14 protein-coding genes are annotated in these 23,308 nt (G+C 74.1%); 5 read left to right on the forward strand and 9 right to left on the reverse strand.

Annotation, left to right across the window (positions count from 1 at the left end; translation table 11 throughout):
- Positions 1–58 precede the first annotated feature (58 nt).
- From GA0070608_RS21710 to GA0070608_RS21755, 8 genes are all read right to left on the reverse strand, one after another.
- Positions 59–730, reverse strand: coding sequence for a hypothetical protein (locus GA0070608_RS21710; protein WP_091630371.1), 672 nt, complete (start codon positions 728–730; stop codon positions 59–61).
- A complete protein-coding gene (locus GA0070608_RS21715; protein ID WP_091630372.1) occupies positions 727–4,047 on the reverse strand; it encodes a non-ribosomal peptide synthetase in 3,321 nt (1,106 codons plus the stop codon). Before GA0070608_RS21715 ends, GA0070608_RS21710 begins: the two co-directional genes overlap by 4 nt.
- A 1-nt stretch (position 4,048) precedes the next feature.
- Positions 4,049–9,556 (reverse strand): non-ribosomal peptide synthetase, encoded by a 5,508-nt coding sequence (locus tag GA0070608_RS32210; RefSeq protein WP_141719525.1) that lies wholly within the window; start codon positions 9,554–9,556, stop codon positions 4,049–4,051.
- Between the two features lie 21 nt (positions 9,557–9,577).
- Positions 9,578–9,799: an MbtH family protein gene (locus tag GA0070608_RS21735; RefSeq protein ID WP_091630373.1), complete on the reverse strand. Its 222-nt coding sequence runs from the start codon at positions 9,797–9,799 to the stop codon at positions 9,578–9,580.
- Between the two features lie 71 nt (positions 9,800–9,870).
- Complete coding sequence (locus tag GA0070608_RS21740; RefSeq protein WP_091630374.1) at positions 9,871–11,169, reverse strand: MFS transporter; 1,299 nt, start codon at positions 11,167–11,169, stop codon at positions 9,871–9,873.
- 123 nt (positions 11,170–11,292) lie between these two features.
- Positions 11,293–12,423: an o-succinylbenzoate synthase gene (gene menC / locus GA0070608_RS21745; RefSeq protein WP_091630375.1), complete on the reverse strand. Its 1,131-nt coding sequence runs from the start codon at positions 12,421–12,423 to the stop codon at positions 11,293–11,295.
- A gap of 85 nt (positions 12,424–12,508) precedes the next feature.
- Positions 12,509–13,144, reverse strand: a complete 636-nt coding sequence (locus tag GA0070608_RS21750; RefSeq protein ID WP_091630376.1) for a MurR/RpiR family transcriptional regulator — start codon at positions 13,142–13,144, stop codon at positions 12,509–12,511.
- The gene (locus tag GA0070608_RS21755; RefSeq protein ID WP_091635766.1) at positions 13,141–13,869 is read right to left on the reverse strand and encodes a GNAT family N-acetyltransferase; all 729 of its coding nucleotides are present in this window, start codon (positions 13,867–13,869) and stop codon (positions 13,141–13,143) included. The genes GA0070608_RS21750 and GA0070608_RS21755 overlap by 4 nt, the downstream gene beginning before the upstream one ends.
- 109 nt (positions 13,870–13,978) lie before the next feature.
- Between GA0070608_RS21755 and GA0070608_RS21760 the strand changes: the two genes are divergently transcribed.
- Positions 13,979–15,085: a M20/M25/M40 family metallo-hydrolase gene (locus GA0070608_RS21760; protein WP_091635770.1), complete on the forward strand. Its 1,107-nt coding sequence runs from the start codon at positions 13,979–13,981 to the stop codon at positions 15,083–15,085.
- A 10-nt stretch (positions 15,086–15,095) separates the two neighbouring features.
- On the opposite strand, the gene GA0070608_RS21765 is transcribed toward GA0070608_RS21760, so the two are convergent.
- Entirely contained in the window at positions 15,096–16,181 is a 1,086-nt protein-coding gene (locus GA0070608_RS21765) for an esterase-like activity of phytase family protein (protein ID WP_245715875.1), read from the reverse strand.
- 313 nt (positions 16,182–16,494) lie between these two features.
- On the opposite strand from GA0070608_RS21765, the gene GA0070608_RS21770 reads away from it, so the two are divergent.
- From GA0070608_RS21770 to GA0070608_RS21785, 4 genes are all read left to right on the forward strand, one after another.
- On the forward strand, positions 16,495–17,025 hold the full coding sequence (locus GA0070608_RS21770) for a P-loop NTPase family protein (protein WP_091630377.1): 531 nt from the start codon (positions 16,495–16,497) through the stop codon (positions 17,023–17,025).
- A gap of 249 nt (positions 17,026–17,274) precedes the next feature.
- Positions 17,275–21,624, forward strand: coding sequence for a S8 family serine peptidase (locus tag GA0070608_RS34005; RefSeq protein ID WP_141719526.1), 4,350 nt, complete (start codon positions 17,275–17,277; stop codon positions 21,622–21,624).
- 203 nt (positions 21,625–21,827) lie between these two features.
- A complete protein-coding gene (locus GA0070608_RS21780; protein ID WP_141719527.1) occupies positions 21,828–22,250 on the forward strand; it encodes a DUF6234 family protein in 423 nt (140 codons plus the stop codon).
- 133 nt (positions 22,251–22,383) lie between these two features.
- Complete coding sequence (locus GA0070608_RS21785) at positions 22,384–23,259, forward strand: peptidoglycan DD-metalloendopeptidase family protein (RefSeq protein WP_091630380.1); 876 nt, start codon at positions 22,384–22,386, stop codon at positions 23,257–23,259.
- Positions 23,260–23,308: the final 49 nt, after the last annotated feature.

The following is a 23,308-nucleotide window of genomic DNA, read 5'->3' on the forward strand; positions in this document are numbered from 1 at the left end:
TCCACAGTAGATGACTCGGCAGGCCGAAACCAGGGCCCGACGTACGGGTCCGTGGGCCTCAGTCCGACACGCGACTCAGACTTTCGGCCAGCGCGTCGGCGAGCCGCCCGTACGCGGCCCGGAGCGCGTGCGGCGCACCGGCGGTGCCGGCCCGGTTCGCCTCCGCCAGGGCGTACGCGCGTACCAGGGCGGCCGGATACGTCCCGGCGTACGCCGGCTCGTCGGCCAGCGCCAGGGCGTTCGCCAGCGCGTCGGCGTTCGCGATGGCGTTGGCGTCGGCGAACGCCTCCGCGTTGGCCCCGGTGCTGAGGTCGGCATAGTGCTCGGCGAACCCGACCACCTCGTCGGGGCCGTAGTCGTTGGCCGTCGCGTAGGCGTGGGCGTCGGCGTACGCGACCGCCCGGGCCTCGGCGTACGGGTAGCCGGCCAGGTACAGCTCGTACAGGGCGGGCCGGAGCGCGTCGCGCCACCCGTGCGCCCCGACCCGGTCACCGGCCAGCGCCCGGCGGAGCAGGTCACCCACCGGCCGGTCGGCGGCACCGTCAGGCGTCGTGGCGAGCAGGTACACGTGCCACTCGTACGCCACCCGGAACGGCACCCGGCCGGCCAGCCGGTCGAGCTCGCCGTTCACCCGCCGTCGCCAGGCCGTCGACGTGGCCGGGTCGTGGCCCTCGGCGAGCGCGGCGAGCACCGCCGCCAGCCAGGCCGGCGGCTCCGGCGGCCGGCTCATCCGTCCCACCTCGACGGTCCCGAGCGGTCCATGCCGGCCAGGAGGTCGTCGACGTCGTCGTCGGTCAACGCGTCGAGATATCCCGCATCGTCGGCCGCGGCGCCGCTCACCGCCGGTCCGGCTCCCGCCGACGCGGCGCCGGCGGGTTCCGTGTCGCCCCCCGCGTGTGCTCCGACCCCGGCGGCGGTGATCGCCGCCGCCAGCCCGGCCATCGTCGGGTCGTCGAAGAGCGTTCGGACCGGAAGATCGACCCCGTACGTCGTCCAGACCCGGGCCATCAGCTGGGTGGCCTTCACGGAGTGCCCGCCCAGGACGAAGAAGTTGTCGGCGACCCCGACCGGGCCGGGCAGGCCCAGCAGGTCGGCCACCAACCCCACCAGCTCCCGCTCCAACGGGGTACGCGGGGCGACCGGTGCCTCGCCCGGGCCGGAACCCCTCCCGGGAGCTGGCAGGGCCCGCAGGTCCAGCTTGCCGCGGGAGGTCCGGGGCACCTCGGCCAGCGCCACGAAGACCGCCGGCACCATGTGCCCGGGCAGGAACCCGCGCGCGTACTCGGCCAGCCCCGCCGGCGGGTCGGCCGAGGCCGGATCGGTGACCACGTACCCGACCAGCCGTACGCCGTCGTGCTCCACGTCGGAGGCGGTCGTCACGACCGCGTCGCGCACCTGCGGGTGGCCGCGCAGCACCGCCTCGACCTCCGCCGTCTCGACCCGGAACCCCCGCACCTTCACCTGCCGGTCGGCCCGCCCCAGCGGCTCGATGCGGCCGGTCGGCAGCCACCGGCCCAGGTCCCCGCTGCGGTACAACCGGCCGCCGGGGGTGAACGGGTCGGGTACGAACCGGTCGGCGGTCCAGCCGGGCGCGCCGTCGTAGCCCCGGCCGACCCCCGCGCCGCCGATACAGATCTCGCCGACCACGCCCGGCGGCACCGGCCGCAGCCACCGGTCCAGCACGTAGACCCGGCTGCCGACGACGGCCGGACCGAGGTCCGGTGGCGCGGATCCCGGCTCGACCTCGGCCCCCGTCGAATAGACGGTCGTCTCGGTCGGGCCGTACAGGTTCCACAGGCGCGCGCCCGGCTCGGACAGGGCGTCGGCGAGAGCCCGGGGCAGCGCCTCCCCGCCGCTGAGGCGCAGCCGAACCCCTGCCGGCACCCCACCGGCGGCGACCAGCATCCGCCAGGTCGTCGGCGTCGCCTGGAGCACCGTGGCCCCGGCCGTGCCGAGCAGCCGTCGCAGCCGGTTGCCGTCGATCACGTCGTCCTCGCCGGCCACCACGACCGGTGCCCCGCACAGCAGCGGCAGGAGCAGGTCGAGCAGGGCGATGTCGAACGCGAACGGACTCACCGAGAGGACCCGGTCGGTCGGCCCCAACGGAACCAGCTCGCGGAACGCGTGCAGCAGGTGTGCCACCGCTCCCTGGGTGACGGTGACCGCCTTCGGCCGGCCGGTGGACCCCGAGGTGAACAGCACGTACGCCGCCGCCGTCGCCGGCACCGGACACGGGGGCGGCACCGACTCCGCCCCCGCGCCGGGCGGCTCCGCCGCGGCCAGGTCGAGCAGGGTCACCGACGCCGCCAGCTCGGCCAGCAACGGCGCGGGAACGGCGGTGCGGTCGGTGACGACCACCCGCACCCCGGCGTCGGCGAGCATTCCGCGCAGCCGCCCCGGCGGATGGGTCGGATCGAGCGGCAGGTACGCAGCCCCGAGCCACCAGACGCCGAGCAGCGCCGGGAGCGGTCGCGCCCCCCGGGGCAGGACGATGCCCACGGTCTGCTGGGCCCGTACGCCGAGCCCGCGCAGCCCGGTGGCGATCCGGCCGGCGAGGTCGTGCAGCGCGGCGCCGGTCAGGGTGACGTCGTCGCCCTGGATCACCACCCGGTCGCCGGCGTCGATGCCGGTCACCAGCGCCGCAGCGGTGCTCCCCGGCGGCGGGACCGACCCGGAGCGGGCCGCCGGCCACACCCGGGTGACGAGGTCCGTCGTCGCCAGGGAGAGCAGGTGCACGTCGCAGACGCGGGTCTGCGGCCGGGTCGCCAGCGCGGTCAGGATCGCGGCCAGGGCGTCGGCGAACCGGCCCGCGCCGTCCGGGGTGAAGAGATCGGTGAGGTACCGCAGTCGGACGGTCAGCTCGTCCGGGCCGGCGACGGCGGCCAACTCCAGCTCGAACTTGCCGGTGCCGGTGGGCACCAGCTCCGGGCGCCAGCGCAGCGCCCCCCGCTCCAGCGGCGGCGACGCCTCCTCGACCGTGCACATCACCTGCACCAGTGGCGCCCGGGACGGGTGCCGCGGCGGCCGGCACAGCTCGACCACCCGCGTGAACGGCAGGTCCTGGTGGGCCTGGGCGCGTGCGGTGGCGGCGTGCACCCGGTCGAGGAGTTCGGCGAGCGTCGGGTCACCGTGCAGCGCCGCCCGGATCGCGACGGTGTTGGCGAAGAGGCCGAGCATCGGCTCGGTCTCGATCCGGGTGCGCCCGGCCACGGGCACGCCGACGAGCACCTCGTCCGCGCCGCTCAGCCGGGACAGCAGGGCAGCGTACGCGGTCAGCAGCACGGCGAAGAGGGTGCTGCCCCGGGCTCCGGCCAGGCGGCGCAGCGCCCCCGCCAGCTCCCCGTCGACGGGCACCTCCACCTCGGCGGCGGCCGGCGACAGCCGGTCGGGGTACGGGTGGTCGACCGGGAGCGGCAGCTCCGGCGGGGCGCCGGCCAGCTCGGCCGGCCAGAACCGTTCCGCCTCGGCGTGGCCGCCCGCGTCGGCGTGCTCCCGCTCCCAGAGGGCGAAGTCCGCGTACTGCAGGGGTGGCTCGACCGAGACGGCCGGCCGGCCGGCGCACAGCGCCTCGTAGTCGGCGGAGATCTCGTCGAGGAGCAGCCGGAACGACCAGCCGTCGACGATCGCGTGGTGCGCCACCAGCGCCAGGACGTGCCGTTGCGGGGCGAGACGCAGCAGCCGGACCCTGGTCAGCGGGCCACGGTCGAGCGGCAACGGGGTGCGGGCGTGCTCCCGCAGCGCGGCGTGGGCCGCCGCCGCCCGGTCCGCCTCGGGCAACTGGTCCAGGGCCACGATCTCCAGTCCGGTGGTGCGGGCGCTGTCGTCGATCACCTGGATCGGCCGCCCGCCGTTGGCCCGGAAGGTGGTGCGCAGGATCTCGTGCCGCTCGACGGCCGCCGCCCAGGCCCCGTCGAGCGCGGCCGGGTCCAGCGGCCCGTCCAGCCACACCGCGAACCCGACGTGGTAGGTCGGCTGGCCCGGGTCCAGCTGGTCGAGCAGCCACATCCGCCGTTGCGCGGCCGAGGCCGGGAACTCGAAGACGGCCATCTCAGCGCACCTGCCCGTCGACCGCGACGACCCGCAGTTCGGCGGTGTACCGGCCGTCGGGCCCGGTGAGCCAGAGCTGGTCCGGCGCCGGCAGCATCTCCACCACCACCACCTTCGCGTCGTCGCCACCGTGCCGGCGGGCCCGGCGGACCGACCGGGACACCAGATCGACCGAGGCGAGGCTGGTCAGGTCGGCGTGGACCGGTTTCCGCTCGCCCGCGCAGCGCAGGAACACATGGCGCGGCAGGGCGTGGTCGGCGGCCCAGCCCCGGGCCTGCCGGAACCGCAGCGCCTCGTCCCGGGTGTCGGCGAAGGCGAGGTCGGCGGCGGTGAACGTCCACGCCTCGCGGCTGACCACGAGGGAGTCGATGGTGACCCTGGGCTGGTGCGCCGCCGGGGGCAGGATGCGGAACAGCTGGGACAGCCCGGCGCCGACCACGTCGCCGAGGACGTGCGTCAGGTCGACGTCGAACCGCCCGTCACGCGACCGTACGCGCAGCCCGCCGGCCGTACCGACCAGGTCGCACTCACCGACGCGCAGGCTCCGGAGCGGGTCGTGCCCGAACGAGTCGTGGGCGAAAACCAACCGGAGGTCGTCCGGTCCGGTGAGCCCGTTGCTCTGCCTGGTCGGCACGCCACCCTCCTGGCCGGTCTCGGCGGGATAGACCACCCCGGCGCCCACGTCCCGCCCCAGCGCGGCGCGCAGCGCGTCCACCTCCGGGTGGTAGGCCACCCAGGTGGCGTACCGCAGGGTGTTGACGCCCGGGTGCAGCTCGCCCAGGACCCACTCGTCGCCGGCCCGCATCAGGTCCGGGCTGTGCTGCCGCGCGGTCGGCCAGCCGGGCCGCCCCGGCGGGAAGGCGGTGGCCACCGCCGGAGCCAGGTCCGCCGCCGTGAGCCGGATCCGCCGCCGGTCCGCCGGCAGCGCCAGCACGTCGGCCCAGCGCCGGTGCAACGCGGCGGTCAGCAGTGCGGTCAGCCGTTCCGGCGGGTGGAACAGCGCCTCGCCGGCCAGCAGCCAGAAGTCGGCCAGTGGGACCACGTCCGTGCCCAGTTCGGCGGCCCGACGCCGGTAGATCTGCGTGCAGAGGCGTTCGTAGAGCGTCGCGCCGGCGGCGGTGAACCAGCGCGCGCTCTCCAGCACCAGGCCGAGCGCGTCGCGGATCCCGTCCAGGCTCGCCTCGCCGATGCCGACCGTGCCGGCCCGCAGGCACTCCTCGTAGACGGGGGTCCGTCCCGCGTACATCGTGCCGGCCCGCCGGGTGGGCGGGACGCCGGCCAGCCGGGTGAAGGTGGCCTCCAGGCCGGCCATCGCACCGGTCAACCGGTCGGGGTCACCGGCGGACGCGGCGAGCGCGTCCCGGGCGGCGCAGAGCTCGTCCAGGGCGGCGAGAGCCGGCCCGCGCACGGCCTCGTCGGTGACCCGGGCCAGCCGGGCCCGCACCGACCGCTCCGGCCGGGTGTCGTGCGGCGCCACCTCCGGCTGCCAGGCGATCCGGTGGGCCGCGGCCAGCGTCTCCAGCACCTCGTGCACGTCCCGCGCCGACCGCAGTCCCGACCCCGGATCGGCCAGCACCACGCCTGCGACCTCGTTCGCGTCGCGCACCCCGTCGCAGGCGTGCAGCACCGCCGCCTCGGCGTCGGCCAGCGTCACCGGCGGGGCGAGCGGCACCCGCAGCGTCGTCCCGACCAGATCCAGGAAGGGCATGAGCCGGGGTACGAGCCAGGGACGCAACCGGATCGCGTACGGGGCCAGCACCGCGGCGACCGCCCACCCCTCCAGGTAGACCGTTCGCTCGGCGAGGAGCGCCGGTGGATCCGCGGGGTCGACCCGTACGCCTGCGCCCGGCTCGATCCGCGCCCAGCCGACCGGCCCGAAGAACCCGATCGTGTCGTTCTTCGCGCAGTAGCGCTGGAGGTAGCTGGTGACCAGTGCCTCGTGCTGGCGGTGCTTGGTGTTGCGGGTCGGGTTCCCGGGGCCCCGGCGCAGCAGCGCGTCGACGCCGGTGCGCAGCGCGTGCGGGTTCTGCCAGGCCACCGCCTCGCGGAACCGGGGGTGGGCCGCCACCGCGTGCAGCGCGACCGTGAGCCGGCCGACCGCCTCCGGGAACACGGCCGCGTACGCCGCCTCGGCGTGGGCGATGCCGGCCGGGTCCCCGTCCGCCCGGGCCGCCACCACCCGGTCCGCGGCGGCGGAGAGCTCCGGGTCGCCGAGCGGGGTCAGCAGGTCGACCGGGAGTCCCGCGCCCCGCAGGCAGACGGTCCGCCACAGTGCCCACCCGTCGCTCAACCGGGCCAGGTGTGTGGGCTGGTCCGGCCCGGTCCGGTGCGGGACCCGGTCGCGGCGGCGCAGCACCGGCCCGGTCTCCACCCGGAGGCCCGGTGCCGGTCCGGTCTCCATCCCGGCGCCCGGTGCCGGCCCGGTCGCCGCGTCGATCGACGCCGCCGTCGCGGCCAGGGTCGGCGCCCGGTAGAACCCGCCCACGCCCAGCTCCACGCCGAGCGCCTCGCGGATCCGGAACATCAGCCGGGTGGCCGTCAGCGAGTTGCCGCCGAGGGCGAAGAAGCTGGTCTCCCGCCCGATGCTCGCGGGTGGGCGCTCGCCGGGCAGCAGCCGGGACCAGAGCCCGGCCAGCCGGTGCTCGGTCGGCGAGGCGGGCCCGGCGACGTCCGGATCCTGCCCGGCGAGGTCGGGCGCCGGCAACGCGGCCCGGTCGACCTTCCCGTACGCGGTCAGCGGCAACCGGTCGAGGACGGCGAACCCGGCCGGCACGAGATGGGCCGGTAACCGTGCGGCGACGTGCTCACGCAGGCCCGCCGGGGTCGGGACCGCCGCGCCGGCCGGCGTGACGTAGCCGACCAGGTGGCGGTCCGGCCCGTCGCCCCGGGCGCACACCGCCGCCGTGGCGACCTCCGGGTGCGCCCTGAGTACCGCCTCCACCTCGCCCGGCTCGACCCGGAACCCCCGGATCTTCACCTGCTCGTCGCGGCGGCCGAGGAACTCCAGCACCCCGTCCGCGCGCCAGCGGACGACGTCGCCGGTCCGGTAGAGGCGCTCGCCGGGCACCTGCGGATCCGGCACGAACGCCCGGGCGGTTGCCGCCGGGTCGCCGAGGTAGCCGCGGGCCAGCCCGTCGCCACCGGTGTACAGCTCGCCCGCGACTCCGACCGGCACCGGCCGGCCGCCCTCGTCCAGCACGTGGACGGTGGTCTGCGGCACGGGCCGGCCGATCGGCACCCGGTCGCCCACCGGGCCGGGGCCGCCCATCAGGTGGCAGCTGGTCAGCGTCGTGTTCTCGGTCGGCCCGTACGCGTTGACCAGCGGAAGCCCGTCGCGTGCGGCGAGTACGGCGCGGACCGCGCCCGGGTCGGCCACGTCCCCGCCGGTGAGCAACTGCCGGACGCCCGCCAGCGCCGTGACGTCCTGTTCGACGAGTTGCCGGAAGAGCCCGGCGGTGAGGAAGGCGACGGTGACCCCGCCGGTGCGGATCAGCGTGGCCAGCCCGGTGAGGTCCACCGGATCCGGTGGCGCGACCACCGCCGTGGCACCGGTCAGCAGCGCACCCCAGATCTCCCAGGTGGACGCGTCGAACGCGGTCGGAGCGAACTGGAGCACCCGCTCGCCGGGGCCGAGGGTGGCGAAGTCCGGGCCCGCCACGAGCCGCATCACGCCCCGGTGGGTGATCCCGACCTGCTTTGGCGCCCCCGTCGAGCCGGAGGTGTAGAGGACGGCGGCGAGCTGCAACGGGTGGATCCGCCCGGGTGGCGGGCCGGCCGGCACCGGTTCTCCGGCCGGCGGGTCGAGGTTCAGCACCCGGACCGGGCCCAGGTCGGGCAGGTCGGCGGCGGTCGCGGGGGTGGTCAGGAGCAGGCGGGTGCCGCTGGCGGCGAGGAGGCCCGCGATCCGGGCGGGTGGGGCGGCCGGATCCACCGGGAGGTAGGCCCCGCCGGCCTTCAGCACGCCAAGCAGGGCCCGGATCAGCGCTTCGCCCCGGGGGAGCAGCACGGCGACGGGGGCCTCCCCGGCGACGCCGTGCCGGCGCAGCGTCCAGGCCAACTCGTCGGTCGCCCGGTCCAGCTCCGCGTAGCAGACCGTGCGGTCGCCGACCAGCAGCGCGGTGGCGGCCGGGTCCTCGGCGACGCGGGCCGCGAAGACCTCGGGGACGGACGCGTCGCGCGGGTATGGCCGCCGGGTGGCGTTCCAGGTGGCGCGCAGCGGCACCTCCCCGGTGGCGCCGAGATCCAGGTCGGCCAGGCGGACGTCCGGCCGCTCCGCCAACTCGAGCACGGTGCGGTGCAGTTGCGCGAGGATCCGCCGCGCCGAGACGGCCAGCAGCCTGGTGTCGTCCCACGTCACGCCCAGGCACAGCGCCGGTTCGTCGAAGGCGTGCACCGTCAGCGGATAGCCGGGCATCCGGTGCACACGTGCCGAACGTCGGGCCGCCTCCGGCCCGCCCTCGGCCAGGATGGTGGCCAGCCGCTGCCGCTCGAACACCACCAGGCTGTCCAGCAGCGGCGTGTCGGGTGTCAGGCCAGCCAGGCCGAGGACGGTGTGCAACGGCGTGAGCTGGTGCTCGCGGATCCGCCGGATCCGGTCCGCCACGTCGGCGAGCAACCGCCGCACCGTCCACCGGGGGTCCAGCCGGATCCGTAGCGGCACCGTGTTGAGCAGCAGCCCGACGATCCGGTCGGCGTCCGGGACGCTGTCGTACCGGCAGGACCTGGTGACCGCGAAGGTGACGTCGTCGACCCCGCCGTAGCCGCCGCGCAGCAGCGCCCAGGCAGCGTGGACCACGGCGCTGACACCGACGCCGGCAGCGGTGGCGGCGGCGCGGATCCGGCCGGAGTCCGACCGGGTCAGGACGATCTCGTGCGAGGCCGGCATGCCGCGTGCACCGGGGTCCGCGTCGAGGCGGCCCGGCAGCGCCCGGGGCATCGGGGCACCGGCGAGGTGTCCCTTCCAGAACGCGTCGCCTGCGCTCGGGTCGCGCGTGCCCCACCAGCGCACGAAGTCCGCGAACGGCGGCCGGCGCGTCGGCTCGGACACCCGGCCGGCCCGGCGCGCGGCGTAGTCGGCGAGGATCTCGTCGAGCAGCATCCGGGTGGAGCGGCCGTCGAGGATCGCGTGGTGGAAGGTGACGACGACGTGGTGGTCGGCCAGCGTGGTGACCCGCAGCAGCGGCGCCCGGCCGACATCGAGGGGTTCGTACCGGTCGGTGGGCAGGAAGTCGTCGAGCGTCGTCTCCCGCCACCGCAGGTCCGGTGCCACGATGGGTTGGACGACCTGCACCACGCCGTGGTCGCCGTCGACCTCGAAGGCCGTACGCAGCACCGCGTGCCGCCCGGTCGCGGCCTGCCAGGCGGCGCCGAACGTGTCCCGGTCCGGTGGGCCGTCCCACCTGATCGTGACCTGCTGGACGTCCACGCCGCCGGCGGGCTGCCGGAGGGCCTGCAGCACCATCCCGCGTTGCACGGCGAGGGCCGGATATCGCTGGAGACTGTCGTTCATGCGCCCTCGTCCGGTGCGGCGTCAGCCGGTCGCGGCGTGCTCGTCCATCCAGCGCCGCAACGACAGCGGCCGCATGTCCGTCCACACCTCGTCGATCCGGGCGAGGCACTCGGCGCGTGTCCCGGTGGTGCCCTCGCGCCGCCAGCCGGCGGGCAGTTCCCGGTCGTCCCACCAGATCGAGAACTGTTCCTCGTCGTTCACGACCACCGCGTACGTCCGGGTGTCGTCGTCGTCAGCGCTCATCGGACCCCCTTCGCGGGGAAGGATTTCAGCCACGTCGATCGCGTGTCAAGGAATCGGTCGATCTTCCGACGTCAGGCGGAGGTGGGCCGTACGACCGGCTTGGAATCCGATGTGGACGTGGCCGGCGGATCGGCGGCAGCCCCGGCGATCCGGGGCGTTCGGGCGACCCAGCCGACGGCCGGCCCGGCGGCGAGCGCGCAGCCCACGAAGAGCGCCGCGACGACCCACCAGCCCCAGCCGCCGGTCTGGATCGCGAGGAGGGTCAGCCCGACCGGCGCGAAGACGTCCGCCGCCGAGCTGATCGTCTGTGCCGTGCCGAGGTAGACCCCGCGTGACCCGGCGGGTGGCACATTGGTCTGGACGAACCAGAGCGCCGCCGAGAACCACAACTCGGTGGTCGTCACCAGCACCACGACGCCGAGGAGCACGACGACGGTCCACCCGCCGCCGGTCCAGCCCGCGAGCGCGGCCAGCGGGCAGGCGACCGCGGTGACCAGGGCACCCCGGCGGATCAGGCGGGCCGCACCGGGAAGCGAGTCCGCGCCGCGCGCCGCCGGCACCTGCAACGTGATCACCAGCACCGTGTTGAGGGCCAGCATCGCCCCGAGCAGCGGCTTGGGTGCGTCGGTGTGGGTGATCGCCCAGAGCGGCAGGATCTCGACCAGGATCACCGAGTGGAACATCATGACGGCGAGGAGGGCGGCGGTCGTGACGTAGGGGAGATCCTTCAGGACCGCCCACCGCGAGACGGTGGCCGCCCGGTCGTGGCGCATTGCCGGCGCGGCCGGTAGCCGGGTCACGAGGCCGGCGTTGAGCAGGGACAACGCCGCGTTGAGCAGCACCATGGCGACGAGCGCGGCGGTGGAGCCGAACGCCAGCGCCACGGCGCCGAGCCCGGTGCCGACGGTGAACCCGGCGTTCAGGTACGAGCGCGCGTACGCCATCGTCCGCACCCGGTCCCCGGCGGGCATGGCGTCGGCGGTGTAGATGGTGCGGCCGGCGTTGGCGAACGAGTCGGTGACGGCGGCCACCACCATCAGCACCACGAAGCCCGCGAACGACGTCACGAGTGGATAGGCGGCGAACGTCAGCGCCGAACCGAGCGCGCCGAGGGCCCAGGACCGCTGCCCACCGATCCGGTCGGCCAGCGCGCCCAGCGGCAGTGAGGTGACCACCCCGGCGAGCCCCGCGACCGAGAAGCCGACCCCGATCTGCACCGGGCTGAGCCCGAGTACCTCGGTGAAGAACACGATGCTGCCGGTGAGGAAGGTGCCACTGCCGACCGCGACCATGGCGGACTGGTACGCGATCGCCCGGGGCAGCCCGGGCGGCGGCAGCAGCCGGGACACGGCGAATCGGTGACCGTCCATGGTGTCGGTCAGGCTACCCGGGCGACCGCCTCCGGCAGCGTCCCGCCGGCATCCGTGCCGGCCGGCCGGCGTCCATCCGCGACAGTGCCGTCACGGCGCACCGTCCATCCGCGATAGTGCTCCTCACGGCGCACCGTCCGCGCGCAGCACGAGCCGGCCGGTGGTCCTTTCCTCGATGTACGTCAGGTCGGCGTCGCAGCCGAGCCCGGGCGCGGCGGGCACCTCGACGAGCCCGTCGGTGCTCACGATCGGGCGGGTGGTGATGTCGCGGGCGTAGTACTTGTCGGAGCCGGAGACGTCCGAGGGCAGGGTGAAGCCGGCGAGGGCGCTCAGCGCGACGTTGGCGGCCCGCCCGATCCCGAACTCGTGCATGCCGCCGCACCAGACCGGGACACCGTGCTCGCGCGCGAGGTCGTGTGCCTGGACGGCGTGGGTCAGCCCGCCCATCCGTGACACCTTGACGTTGAGGACGCGTACGGCGCCCAGGCGCAGTGCGGTGACCAGGTCGTCCACCTCCTCGACGGACTCGTCGAGACAGACGGGGGTGCTGATCCGTTCCTGGAGGGCGGCGTGCGCGACGAGATCCCGCGGCGCGAACGGCTGCTCGATCATCAGCAGGCCCAGGCTGTCGAGCTCGGCCAGGACGGCACGGTGTTCCGGAACGTCCTGGTAGGCGCCGTTGGCGTCGACGTGCAGCGGCACGTCCGGATGGGCCGTACGGACGGCCCGTACCGGCTCGACGTCCCAGCCGGGCGCGATCTTGAGTTTGACCCTGCGGTAGCCCTCGTCGACCCGCAGCCGCACCTGCGCGAGGAGATCGTCGACGGTGGGTTCGATCCCCAGGGACACCCCCGCCTCGACGCTGCCGCGGGTGCCGCCCAGCGCGTGCGCGAGGGGGGTGCCCTCGACGGCCGACCAGAGGGCCCAGGCGGCGATGTCGAAACCGGCGCGGGCGAAGTGGTTGCCCCGGACCCTGCCGAGCGCCACGGCCAGGTCCGCCGGATGCTCCCAGTCGGTACGCAGCACCAGCGGCGCGAGGTGGTCACGGGCAACCGCCCAGCAGCTCTCGACGGTCTCGGCGGAATAGAACGGGCCGCTCGGTGACGCGATCTCGCCCCACCCCACGGCGCCGTCGGTGTCGGTGAGCGCGACCAGGATGTGCTCCAGTTCGCGCTTGGCGTGGGAACTGGTCTGGAACCGGTGCACGAGCGGCAGCCGGACCCGGCGCAGCTCGACCCTCTCGATCCGGGTCACGTCGTCACCCTGCCACGCCCGGCGCCGCCGTGCCGGTGGACCTGGGCCGGCTCGTGAGCGGGCTCTCCGCTTCGCTTCGGACCGGTCATGGCTCCTCCGGGTAGAGATCGAGCTCGGCGGCGAGGGCGTCGCGTTCGCGCAGGCGGCGGCCGGCCCCCTTCGAACTGGCGATGGTCAGGGTGGCGAGCAGGTGCAGCGCGAGCACCACCGAGGTGGGGGAGTTGGCGTACGAGGCGCTGTCGGTGCGGATGACGATGCGGACGGCGGCGCTGTCGGCCAGTGGCGCGTCCTCGGCGTCGGTGACGAGGACCAGTTGACCGCCGTGGCGGACGTAGGCGGAGGCGATGTCGATCGTCTCGCGCCGGTAGCGGGCCAGGGAGACGGCCACCAGCAGGTCGCCCTGGCGGATGTCGCCGAGCACGTCGAGGGCCCGCAGTGCCGCGCCGTCGACGAGGTGGACGCCGGACAACCCGGCGCTGAGGTCGGAGGCGAGCAGGGACGCGAAGCTGAGCGACTTGCCGTAGCCGAGCAGGTATCGCCGCCGGGCCGACACGATGAGCGCCGCGGCCTGCTCGATCGTGTCCTGCTCGGCGGCCCACGCCAGCGCCTTGCCGAACTCGGTGCGCTGCTGCTCCAGGACCCGCTGCTTGAGCACCTGCGCGGACCTGCGCTGGACGTTGCGGTCGAAGCGCTCCGAGGGCGTCGATCTCTTCGTGGTCATGCCTGATCCTGCCCGAACAGGTAGCTGACGCGACCGGGGGTGTCCTCCCGCCGCGCGACGCCGACGAGCCGCCCGCCGGCGGCGAACCGGTCGGCCAACTCCCGGCGCAGTCGCGCCCGGTCGTCGGGATCTCCCGCGGCGGTACGGTCGTCGGCGGGCGCGTCGACTGCCGGGTGCCCCGAGGGGCCCTCCGCAGGGTGCCCGGACGCGGGTGCCCTGGTGCCACTCCCGGGACGGTCGAGGTCCCATCGGACCAGGACCCGGTCGCTGCCGCCGTCGTCGTAGAAGTCGGGCAGGAACCGGATCCCGGCGGCGCCCAGCACGGCGAGGTTGAAGTGCGCGTTGCGCAGCGCGTACGGGTCGAAGGTCCACCGCATCGTGCCCGCGCCCGTGCGACGTGCGGCGTCGGCCTGGGCGTGCTTGAGCTGGCGGCCGACGCCGCGCCCCTGCGCCCGCGCGTCGACGACGGTGGCCTGCGAGTAGTGGTAGAGCTCGCCGTGCTCGACGGCGGTGAAGCCGTAGCAGAAGCCGATGAGGCAGCCGGCCTCGTCGAACGCGCCGAGCACGGTCCCGGCGTTCTCGTGCAGCGCGGCCAGCAGACGGGGGCTGACAGCGTGCTCGGGACCCTGGTAGCCGAAGACGGACCGGTAGAGCGCCGATGCCGCCGTCCGTTCGGCGAGCCCGGCGAGGTCACGTACCACGATCCCGTCCGTGTCAGCGGTCATCAGGCTCACTCCCTATGCAAGGATAGCGATCGTATGTCGCTCATGTTGCCGACATTCATGCTCGTTGACAAGGCCTGTGCGGTGATCATAGTGTCCGTATGTGTCGTCCTTGACAGCAGAACCCAGTTCCGCGCTCGACGCGCTGCGCCGCTACACGCTGCACGAGTCGCCGACCGGTGACCGGCGGGCGCTGGCCGCGCTGGCCGACGTGCTGGACGCGGACGCCGCCCGCGCCGGCTTCGACACCGCCCGGGTGTCGCACCCGAGCGGCGACCATCTGGTCTGGACCATTCCGGCGCGCGGTGTCCCGGGCGATCCGGTGCTGCTGCTGACCCACTACGACACCGTCTGGCCGGTCGGCACACTGTCCGGCATGCCGTGGTCCGTCGACGGTGACACCATCCGTGGCCCGGGCGTGTACGACACCAAGGCCGGGATCGTCGCACTGCTCGCGGCGGCGGCACACGTCGAGCGGCAGCAGGCGCCGCATCCGGAGATCAGGGTCGTCGTCGCCGCCGACGAGGAGATCGGCTCGCCCACCGCCACCGGGCTGGTCCGGGCCGAGGCGACCCGGGCCCGCGCGGTGCTGGGCCTGGAACCGCCGCATCCCGGCGGCGACCTCAAGACCGGCCGGCGCGGCAGCACCCGGGTCCGCATCGAGGTCACCGGCGTCGAGGCGCACGCCGCGCTCGACCCCGACGCCGGGGTCAACGCCATCGACGAACTCGTCGACCAGCTCGTGCGGGTCCGCGCCCTCGTCGCGGGCCGGCCGGTCCTGCTCAACACCGGCACCGTCACCGGCGGAGGTCGGACCAACGTGGTCGCCGGCGAGGCCCACGCCGACCTCGGCCTGCGCTTCACCGACCCCGAGAACGAGGACGCGGTCCTCACCGGCCTGCGGTCGCTGCACCCGGTCCGTGATCGCGCCCGGCTCACCACCCGGCTGCTGTCGCACCGGCCCACCTGGCGGCCCGACGAGGCGGGAGCGCACCTGCTCGACCGGATCGTGGGCATCGCCGCGGGCCTCGGGCAACGCCTCGCCGGTCACCCGGCGGACGGTGCCGCCGACACCAACACGACGGGTGCGCTCGGCCGTCCCACCATCGACGGGCTGGCCCCGCCCGGTGGGGGCGCACACGCCCGGCAGGAGTGGGTCTCGGCCGCCGGCATCGGCGCGCGCAGCGACCTGCTGGCCGCCCTGCTCACCATGATCTGAACGAAACGGCCTAGCGTGATCCGGCCCGCCGGGCCCGGGTCACCGCGACGAGTCCCACGACGATCAGAACCAGCCCGAGTGCGCCGGCCGCCACGACGTAGGTCCGCACGTCGTCGAAGCTGACGGTTTCGTCGCCGGCGGCCTGAGCGCTCGGCGTCGGCGTGGCATCCGGCACGCTGGGCGCGACGGCAGGTGGTGGGGAGTAGCGCAGGATCCTGGGCGTCGTTCCCGGTGGCTGGCCGGCGGTCTCGGAGACGGTGAGCAGGGACCGCCCGTCGTGGCTGTAGGTGATCGACTCGCCCTGCGGCTCGTCGGGCAGCGCGGTGACCCGTGGGGTCCCACTGGTCAACGCGGTGATCAGATCGCCGTCGGCCACGTCGAACTCGTACGCGTCGGCGTAGGTGCGCAGCACCGCCCGGCGGCCGTCCGGTGCGGTGGCGGCGCCGGTGACCGCCGTCCGGCCGAGCGCCCCGAACGGGTTGCTCGTCGTCGAGGCGGGCAGCTGGACCTGCCCCACCTTCACCAGTGGCGCCGTCGTGCCCGGCCGCAGGGGAGCGCTCGGGGCGTACAGGGTGGCCGAGTACTTGGTCACGATCACCGGCCGGCCGTCGCCGGTCACGAGCAGGGCCTCGGCGTCGTGCGGGCCGTCCGGGTACGCCAGGCGGTACAACACCGGGCGGTCGGCCCCCGGCGGGAGTTTCCACACGGCCAGCGTCTGTCGGGAGCGGTCGTTGTCGCCGACGTCCGCCACCCAGACCGTGCCGTCGCCGCCGACGGCGAGATCCTCGGTGTCCCGTGGCCGCGACGGATAGGGCACCGCCCGTACGACGGAGCACTCACGGTCCAGGAAGAAGATCCGGCGGCGGGCCTCGTCGTTCGCGCCGTCATTGATGATGACGTAGCCGTCATCCGTGGCGACCATTCCGGAGATCTCGGTCAGCCGGCCGTCACGCACCTCGCACACTGGCGTCGCGGGGACCGGAGTGGGCGACGGGTTCGCCGCCGCCGCGCCCGGGGCCGTCGTGACGGCGCAGGCGACGACGGCTGCCGCCGCGATCCGCAGCAGCCGGTTGGTCCTGTTGCCTCGTCGCCTCACCAGCAATCCTCTCAGTATCGGCCCGCCTCCGCCCGGCAGGCCGATGCCGTTTCGCGAACTGCTGACGACCCCTTCCGATCGGCGTGGACGCCACGTCGCGCACCATGGCCGGCTGCCGAGCCCGCCCCGGTGGGTCGCCGGCCGCCCGTGACGAGCGGCCTCGGGGGTGTGTGACCAGGGGGTGAGTGTATGACCTGTGGCGCCGCGACCGGTGGCGGGACCGGGACGCGCGGGGCCGGCGCCTGCGGCACGTGACCGAGCCGGACCGGACCGCCGGCGCGCCGCCGCGCCGGAAGCGTCGTACGCTGCCGCGATGACCGCCCCCTCCCGCATCCTGGTCTACGCGGTGTACGGCGCTGGCAAGTCCACGCTGGCGGCGCGGCTGGCCGAGCGGCTCGGGTTGCCGTGGCACCCGGTCGACGACCTGCTCTGGCAACCCGGCTGGGTCGAGGTGCCGGTCGCCGAGCAGCGCAGCCGGATCGAGGCGGTCTGCCGACGCGACCGCTGGATCCTCGACGGCGCATACCACGGGTGGCGGGACGTGGTGCTGGCCCGTGCTGACCTGATCGTCGGCCTTGACTATCCGCGCTGGCTCTCCTTCTGGCGGCTGCTGCGGCGCACCGCCCGACGGCTGGTCAGCGGCGAGGAGATCTGCAACGGCAATCGTGAGTCGCTGGGCAGCGTGCTGTCCCGGGACTCGATCCTGGTGTGGCACGTCACCGCGTTCGGCCGGGCCCGGCGGCGGATGCGGGCCTGGCAGGCCGACCCGGCCAGGCCGCCGGTGCTGCTGTTCCGCTCCCCGGCGGACCTGGACCGCTGGCTGGCCGGCCTGACCCGCCGATGAGGACGTGCCGCAGGTCCAGCCGGTCGCCGATGTCGTGAACGACGCACAATCCCGGAGCGCAGACGGCACCGTGACGGTCGCGACGGGTATTTCTGTGACGTGCAACCGATGGACGTACGCCATTGCCTCGGTCTTCGTGATCACCTAGGTTCACCCGATCGCACCCAGCCGCACTGAGCACCTCCCCGGCTCTGGCGCGGCAGCGAGACACCTACCGATCGCGCCGCTGAAGTGACTTAGGAGCTCACCGTGGCACAGCCTCTCTATCGAAGAACGTTCCCCTCCCGTTGGCGGACACCGGCCCGACTGGTCGCGGCGTTGGCGGCGAGCACCATGCTGCTCGCCGTGGCCCCCGCTCCCGCCGCCGCGGCACCCCTGCGCGCACCACTACCGGCCGGCGACAAGGCGGCCCCCGCCCGCCCGGCATCCGGAAAGCCGCAGCCCAAGAGCGGGCTCTGGCTGTTGAAGATGGACAAGCCGTCGTTGGTGGCGGCCGCACAGGGCAGCGGGGCGCGTGCCGGCAGGATCGACACCCGGTCCGCAACCAGCACCTCCTACGCCAGCGAACTGGCGCGGCAGCAGGACACGCTGGTGGACGAGATCGAGGCCGTTCTGGGCCGCTCGGTGCGGGTCGCCCACACGTACCGCAACGTGGTCAACGGCCTGGCGGTCGCGGTCAGCGCGGACGAGGCGGCGCAGTTGTCCGGTCTGCCGGGGGTCAGCGCGGTCGTACCCGACGAGACCCTGGAGCTGACGACCGACACCAGCAACGCGTTGATCCAGTCGCCTGCGGTCTGGGAGGGCAGGACGGCGGAGAACGTCGGTACCCGTGGCGAGGGCGTCGTCGTCGGGGTCCTGGACTCCGGCATCAACCCGGACCATCCGTCGTTCGCGGCGGTGGACGGCGACGGACACCGGCACACCAACCCGTTCGGCGAGGGCAGGTACGTCGGCGTCTGCGCCCCGACCCACCCCCGGCACAAGCCGATCTGCAACGACAAGCTGATCGGCGCCTGGGCCATGGTCGGCACCGACGCCCGGGACGACAACGGTCACGGCAGCCACACCGCCTCGACCGCCGCCGGCAACCGGCACGAGGCGACGATCACCGTCGGCGCGAGCTCGCACAAGCTCACCGTCTCCGGGGTCGCGCCGCGGGCCAACATCATCTCCTACAAGGTCTGCATGAGCATCGGCTGCCTCTCCTCGGCGACGATCGCCGCCGTGGACCAGGCGATCGCCGACGGTGTGGACGTCCTCAACTACTCGATCTCCGGTCGCGACGATCCCTGGAACGACCTGGTCGACCAGGCGTTCCTCGAGGCGTACTCGGCCGGTATCTTCGTCGCCGCCTCCGCCGGGAACAGCGGGCCGGGCCCCAGCACCGTCGCGAAGACGGCGCCGTGGAACATGTCCGTCGCCGCGGTCAGCCACGAGCGGGTCATCGCCCACCGGCTCGACGTGACGGCACCGGCGCCGGTCCCGGCCGCGCTCACCGGCGTCGCCGCCGTGATCGGGGAAGGCTCGCCGAGCCCGCCCATCGAGGGCGAGATCCGGTACTCGGGAACCGTCGACGCGGACAACGAGCAGGGCTGCGAGCCCTTCCCGGCGGCGGCGTTCAGCGGCGGGGTCGCCCTGATCCCCAGAGGCGGCTGCGACTTCTCCGTGAAGGTCAGGAACGCCGCCACGGCCGGCGCGACCGGTGTGGTCGTGCACACCCAGTACGGTGGCCCGCCGATCACCATGGGCGCGCTCACCGGAACCCCGATCCCCGCCGTGATGATCGGCCTCGCCGACGGGAAGCGGCTGCGCGACCACCTGGCCGCCACCGAGGGGCCCGTCACCGTGCGGGTCGGTGCCGGCAGTGAGGTGCTGCGCGACGGGGACTGGACCGACGTGGTGGCCGACTTCAGCTCGCGCGGGCCCAGCAAGTTCGACATGCTCGCGCCCACCGTCGCCGCCCCGGGCCGCAACATCCTCGCCGCCACGATGGGGACGAAGGACAACCCGGCGCCGTACACCTTCATGCAGGGCACGTCCATGGCGTCGCCGCACGTCGCCGGTGCCGGTGCGCTGCTGGCGGCACTGCACCCCGACTGGTCGCCGACGCGGATCCGTTCCGCGCTGGCGGTCACCGCGGACCGCGACGGCGTCGTCAAGGAGGACAGCACGACGCCCGCCGACGCCTTCGACATCGGCTCCGGCCGGATCAACCTGGACAAGGCGGCCCGGACCGGCCTCGTGCTCGACGAGACCGCCGCGAACTTCGTCGCGGCCGACCCCGAGGCCGGCGGCGACCCGCAGACGCTGAACCTGCCGGCCGTCGTCGAACACCACTGCCTCAAGGTCTGCACGTTCACCCGGACGGTGTCCGGGGTGGCCAAGGTGACCGCGACCTACCAGGTGGCGGCGCAGGCCCCGACCGGGGCGCGGATCACCGTCACGCCGACGCAGTTCACCCTGGCGCCCGGCGCCAGCCAGGAACTGACCGTCACCCTGGACGTCACCGGAACCGCCCGCAGGAACTGGCTCTTCGGCGCGATCAACCTGACCACCGACGCCCGGCACGCGCCGGACGGACCGCCGATCGCCCAGGCGCACTTCCCGGTCGCCGTCCTGCCCGCGGTCCCGGACCTGACCCTGGACAAGACCGCGCTGAGCTCCAGCATGGACGTGGCGCAGAACGAGAGCCACACCGTCACGGTGGGCAACGCCGGTGGGGCCGAACTCACCTGGCGGGCGACCGGCGACGGCGCCGACTGCTCGTGGCCCTCGTGGGTGAAGGTGACGCCGGACAGGGGAACGCTGGCCGCGTTCAAGAACCAGGAAATCCAGATCACCCTCGACTCCACGGGCCTGGACGACGGTGGCGTGTTCCGGGCCGACCTGTGCCTGGCCAGCAACGACCAGGACCAGCCGACAACCAGGATCGCGCTGGAACTGACGGTGGTGCCGGTGCCGAAGATCGAGGTGGCACCCCGGTCGCTCGCCGCCCGGCAGCCGGCCGGGATGGTCACCAGCAAGACGTTCGCGGTACGCAACTCCGGGCACGGGGTGCTGGACTGGCGCCTCGACGACCCGGACGCCGGCCCGGACGACGAGCGGATCAGGCTGCTGCGCGAGGGCGTCCTGCTGATCCCCAACTCGGGCACCGCCACCCGTGGGGTGATGGCGTTCGACCCGCAGACCGGCAAGCTGATTGACCCGCGGTTCGTCCCGCACTTCCCGTACAACCCGTCCAACAGCCTGTACACGCCGTTCCAGATCATCGCCAAGCCGGACGGCAGCGGCTTCCTGATGTCCGACCAGGTGAACTCGATGATCACCGAGTACGGCCTGGACGGCAGTTTCCGGCGTGTCTTCGCGCCGGCCGACGGGGTGCGGAACCCGGCCATCATGACCAACACCCGGGGGATGGCCCTCTCGCCGCGCGGCACTGTGCTGGTGACGGTCGCGTCCCAGGACAACGCCAACTCGGTGGTCGAGTTCGACGCCGACGGCAGGTATCTGGGCACCTTCGTCGCACCGGGCGCCGACGGCCTCAAGGGACCGTGGGGGATCCTGTTCCGCGGCGACGACATGCTCGTCTCCGCCAGTGACAGCGACGCCATCCACAGCTTCAGCAAGGACGGCTCCCGTGCCAACGCCCGCTTCTTCGAGGGGCTCAGCTGGCCCGGCCAGCTCGCGGAACTGCCGAACGGCAACGTGCTCGCGGCGAGCTGGGGCAGCGGCTCCACCGCCGGGGTCTGGGAGATGGACCGCACCGGAAAGCTGGTCGGCGTCTACACGCCGCCCGGCGGCTCCGGATACCAGGGCGTGCACCCGCTCGGCAACGGCAACATCCTGACCACCAGCTCGAAGGGAGTCCACGAGATCGACCGGTCCGGCCGTCTCGTCGAGGTCGAGAACGACAAGGGGGCGGCCCGGTTCATCACCCACGTACGGCTGCCGGACCTCCAGCCGTGCGTGACGCCCGACGAGGTGCCGTGGCTGACGGCGTCGCGTACGGCGGCCGGCACCGGCGCCGGTAAGGCCAGCGAGGTGACGATCTCCATGAACAGCGCCGGGTTGGCCGCCGGTACGTACCGGGCCCAGCTCTGCGTCAGTAGCGACGACCCGTCCAATCCGCTGGTGACGCTGCCGGTGACGCTGGAGGTCACCGACCAGACCTGCGGCCAGGTGGTGAGCGGCGAGCGTCGCGGCCCGCTGCCGGTCCGTGCCGGGGTGACCTGCCTCGCGCCGGGTGCCAAGGTGTTCGGGCCGGTCAACGTCGAGAAGGGCGCGGGCCTGATCGCGCTCGACGCCGCCGTCAGCGGGCCGGTGAACGCCACCGGGGCCGCGGTGGTGGAGCTGACTGGCAGCAGGGTCGACGGCCCGCTGTCGGTCACCGGAGTCACCGGCCGGGTCCTGATCAGCGGGACTCGGGTGAGCGGTCCGGTCAACGTGGTCGACAGCCGTACCGGCCACACGCCGGTCGTGGTGTCCGGCAACCGGATCGACGGACCGCTGCGGTGCGTCGGCAACCAACCGCCGCCGGTGGACAACGGGGTGGCCAACACGGTCAGTGGCCCGAAGTCCGGCCAGTGCCGAGGGCTGTGAGCGGACGGCCCCACCCGGCTCGTCGATGACGTAGCCACGCCCGCCGGTACGGTCGCTGTCGCGACCGTACCGGCGGGTCGCCGTTTCGGGCGCAGGCCGGGCACCGTCGGGCTGACCCGGTTCACGGCCGCGCAGTTCCGGCCGGCATCCGGTGAGTACGCGTGCTCACGTCCCGCGGCTCAGGCCCGGCCAGGCTGTACGGCATGACCTCGTCGACATCCGCCGCCCGGCCCCGGTATGCCATCGTGCTCCTGACAGTGCTCTGGTTGGTGGCCTCGCTGTCGGTGCTGTGGTGGTGTTTCACCATCGGCATGGAAGGGTGGGCCGACCAGCACTCGAACGGTGGCGGGCGGTCGGCGGAGTTCGGGCGCCGATCCGCGCGGGCGCTGGTGCTTCTGGCGGTGGTGGCAGCGGGCGGACCTGCCGTCGTCGCGTTGGTGGCGTTCGGCTGCCGGTATGTCCGTACCGGACTGGTCTACCTGTTCCTGGCCGTCGTGATCGCGGCGGCCCTGATGCCGGCGGTCGTGGACGCGGCGCGGACACTCAGGCCGCCGGCCGCGCCCGTCCCGGTCCCGACGACCTGCCAGGAGCGCAGTGGCGGTGACACCCACTGCCCGGGCGGCTGAGCGATCCGGCGGTGCGGTTCCGGTCCGGGCACCGCCCCCTGGACACCGGCTGGAGTCATGGTCGACAAATTCACCTATGGCTATGTATTGTCACTGCCTCGACCAGCCCGCCCCGACCAGCCAGGGAGCACGTATGGACCACCTCGACCCGCCCGGTTGCTGCGGTGCCGACGACCAGGCAGCCACCGTCGGGATCGGCCGCCGCGCGGTGCTGCTCGGCGCCGCCCTCGGCACGGGCGCCCTGGCCGGCCTGACCGTTCCCGGCCGAGCCTTCGCCGCACCCGCCATCTACAACCCCTTCTCCGGGTACCCGATCACCGGCTCCTGGCAGGAACACCTGAACCGGGGCTCGCTCGGCGGCGTCGACTTCGCCATGTCGGTCGGCACCCGGCTGCCCGCCTGCGGCGCGGGCACCATCCAGAACATCCCGTACAACGGTACGGGCGGGCACACCGTCACCATCCACCACGCGGACGGGTACCGCAGCCAGTACATGCACCTGTCGCAGTTCCTGCTCGGCAACGGTGCGGCCGTGTCCGCCGGCACTGTCGTCGGTCTCTCCGGCGGCGCGGCCGGCGCGCCGGGCTCGGGCTCGTCCACCGGGCCGCACGTCCACTGGCACATGATCAATCCGGCCGGGGTACGCATCAACCCCCTCACCTACATCGGGCAACCCGCCCCCGGAGGGCTGCCCAAGACCTCCACCGAGCAGGACGGCATCCCCGGCACGATCTTCTACCGGCGTATGCAGAACTGGCTGCGGCTCACCGCCGGCTACACCGGCCCCATCGACGGCGCACCCGGGCCGAACACCTACGCCGCTCTCCAACGCGCCATGAGGGCGTACGGCTACACCGGCCCCATCGACGGGCAGCCCGGCCCGAACACCTGGCGCGCCGTGCAGCGTCTCGCCGCCGGCCACGGCTACACCGGCCCGATCGACGGGGTCATGGGGCCCAACTCGTGGCGCGGCTTCGCCCGCTTCCTCAACCAGGACAGGTGGAACTGACCGCGCCAGCAGACATGATCAGACCCGGCCCACCTGTGTGGTCACAGCC

This window comes from Micromonospora peucetia (assembly GCF_900091625.1).
Lineage (GTDB): Bacteria > Actinomycetota > Actinomycetes > Mycobacteriales > Micromonosporaceae > Micromonospora > Micromonospora peucetia.

Bases quoted from the DNA above. Each gene is read 5' to 3' on its own strand.
- GA0070608_RS21710 (WP_091630371.1), bottom strand. From the start codon at position 730: ATGAGCCGGCCGCCGGAGCCGCCGGCCTGGCTGGCGGCGGTGCTCGCC.
- GA0070608_RS21715 (WP_091630372.1), bottom strand. From the start codon at position 4,047: ATGGCCGTCTTCGAGTTCCCGGCCTCGGCCGCGCAACGGCGGATGTGG.
- GA0070608_RS32210 (WP_141719525.1), bottom strand. From the start codon at position 9,556: ATGAACGACAGTCTCCAGCGATATCCGGCCCTCGCCGTGCAACGCGGG.
- GA0070608_RS21735 (WP_091630373.1), bottom strand. From the start codon at position 9,799: ATGAGCGCTGACGACGACGACACCCGGACGTACGCGGTGGTCGTGAAC.
- GA0070608_RS21740 (WP_091630374.1), bottom strand. From the start codon at position 11,169: ATGGACGGTCACCGATTCGCCGTGTCCCGGCTGCTGCCGCCGCCCGGG.
- GA0070608_RS21750 (WP_091630376.1), bottom strand. From the start codon at position 13,144: ATGACCACGAAGAGATCGACGCCCTCGGAGCGCTTCGACCGCAACGTC.
- GA0070608_RS21755 (WP_091635766.1), bottom strand. From the start codon at position 13,869: ATGACCGCTGACACGGACGGGATCGTGGTACGTGACCTCGCCGGGCTC.
- GA0070608_RS21770 (WP_091630377.1), top strand. From the start codon at position 16,495: ATGACCGCCCCCTCCCGCATCCTGGTCTACGCGGTGTACGGCGCTGGC.
- GA0070608_RS21780 (WP_141719527.1), top strand. From the start codon at position 21,828: ATGACCTCGTCGACATCCGCCGCCCGGCCCCGGTATGCCATCGTGCTC.
- GA0070608_RS21785 (WP_091630380.1), top strand. From the start codon at position 22,384: ATGGACCACCTCGACCCGCCCGGTTGCTGCGGTGCCGACGACCAGGCA.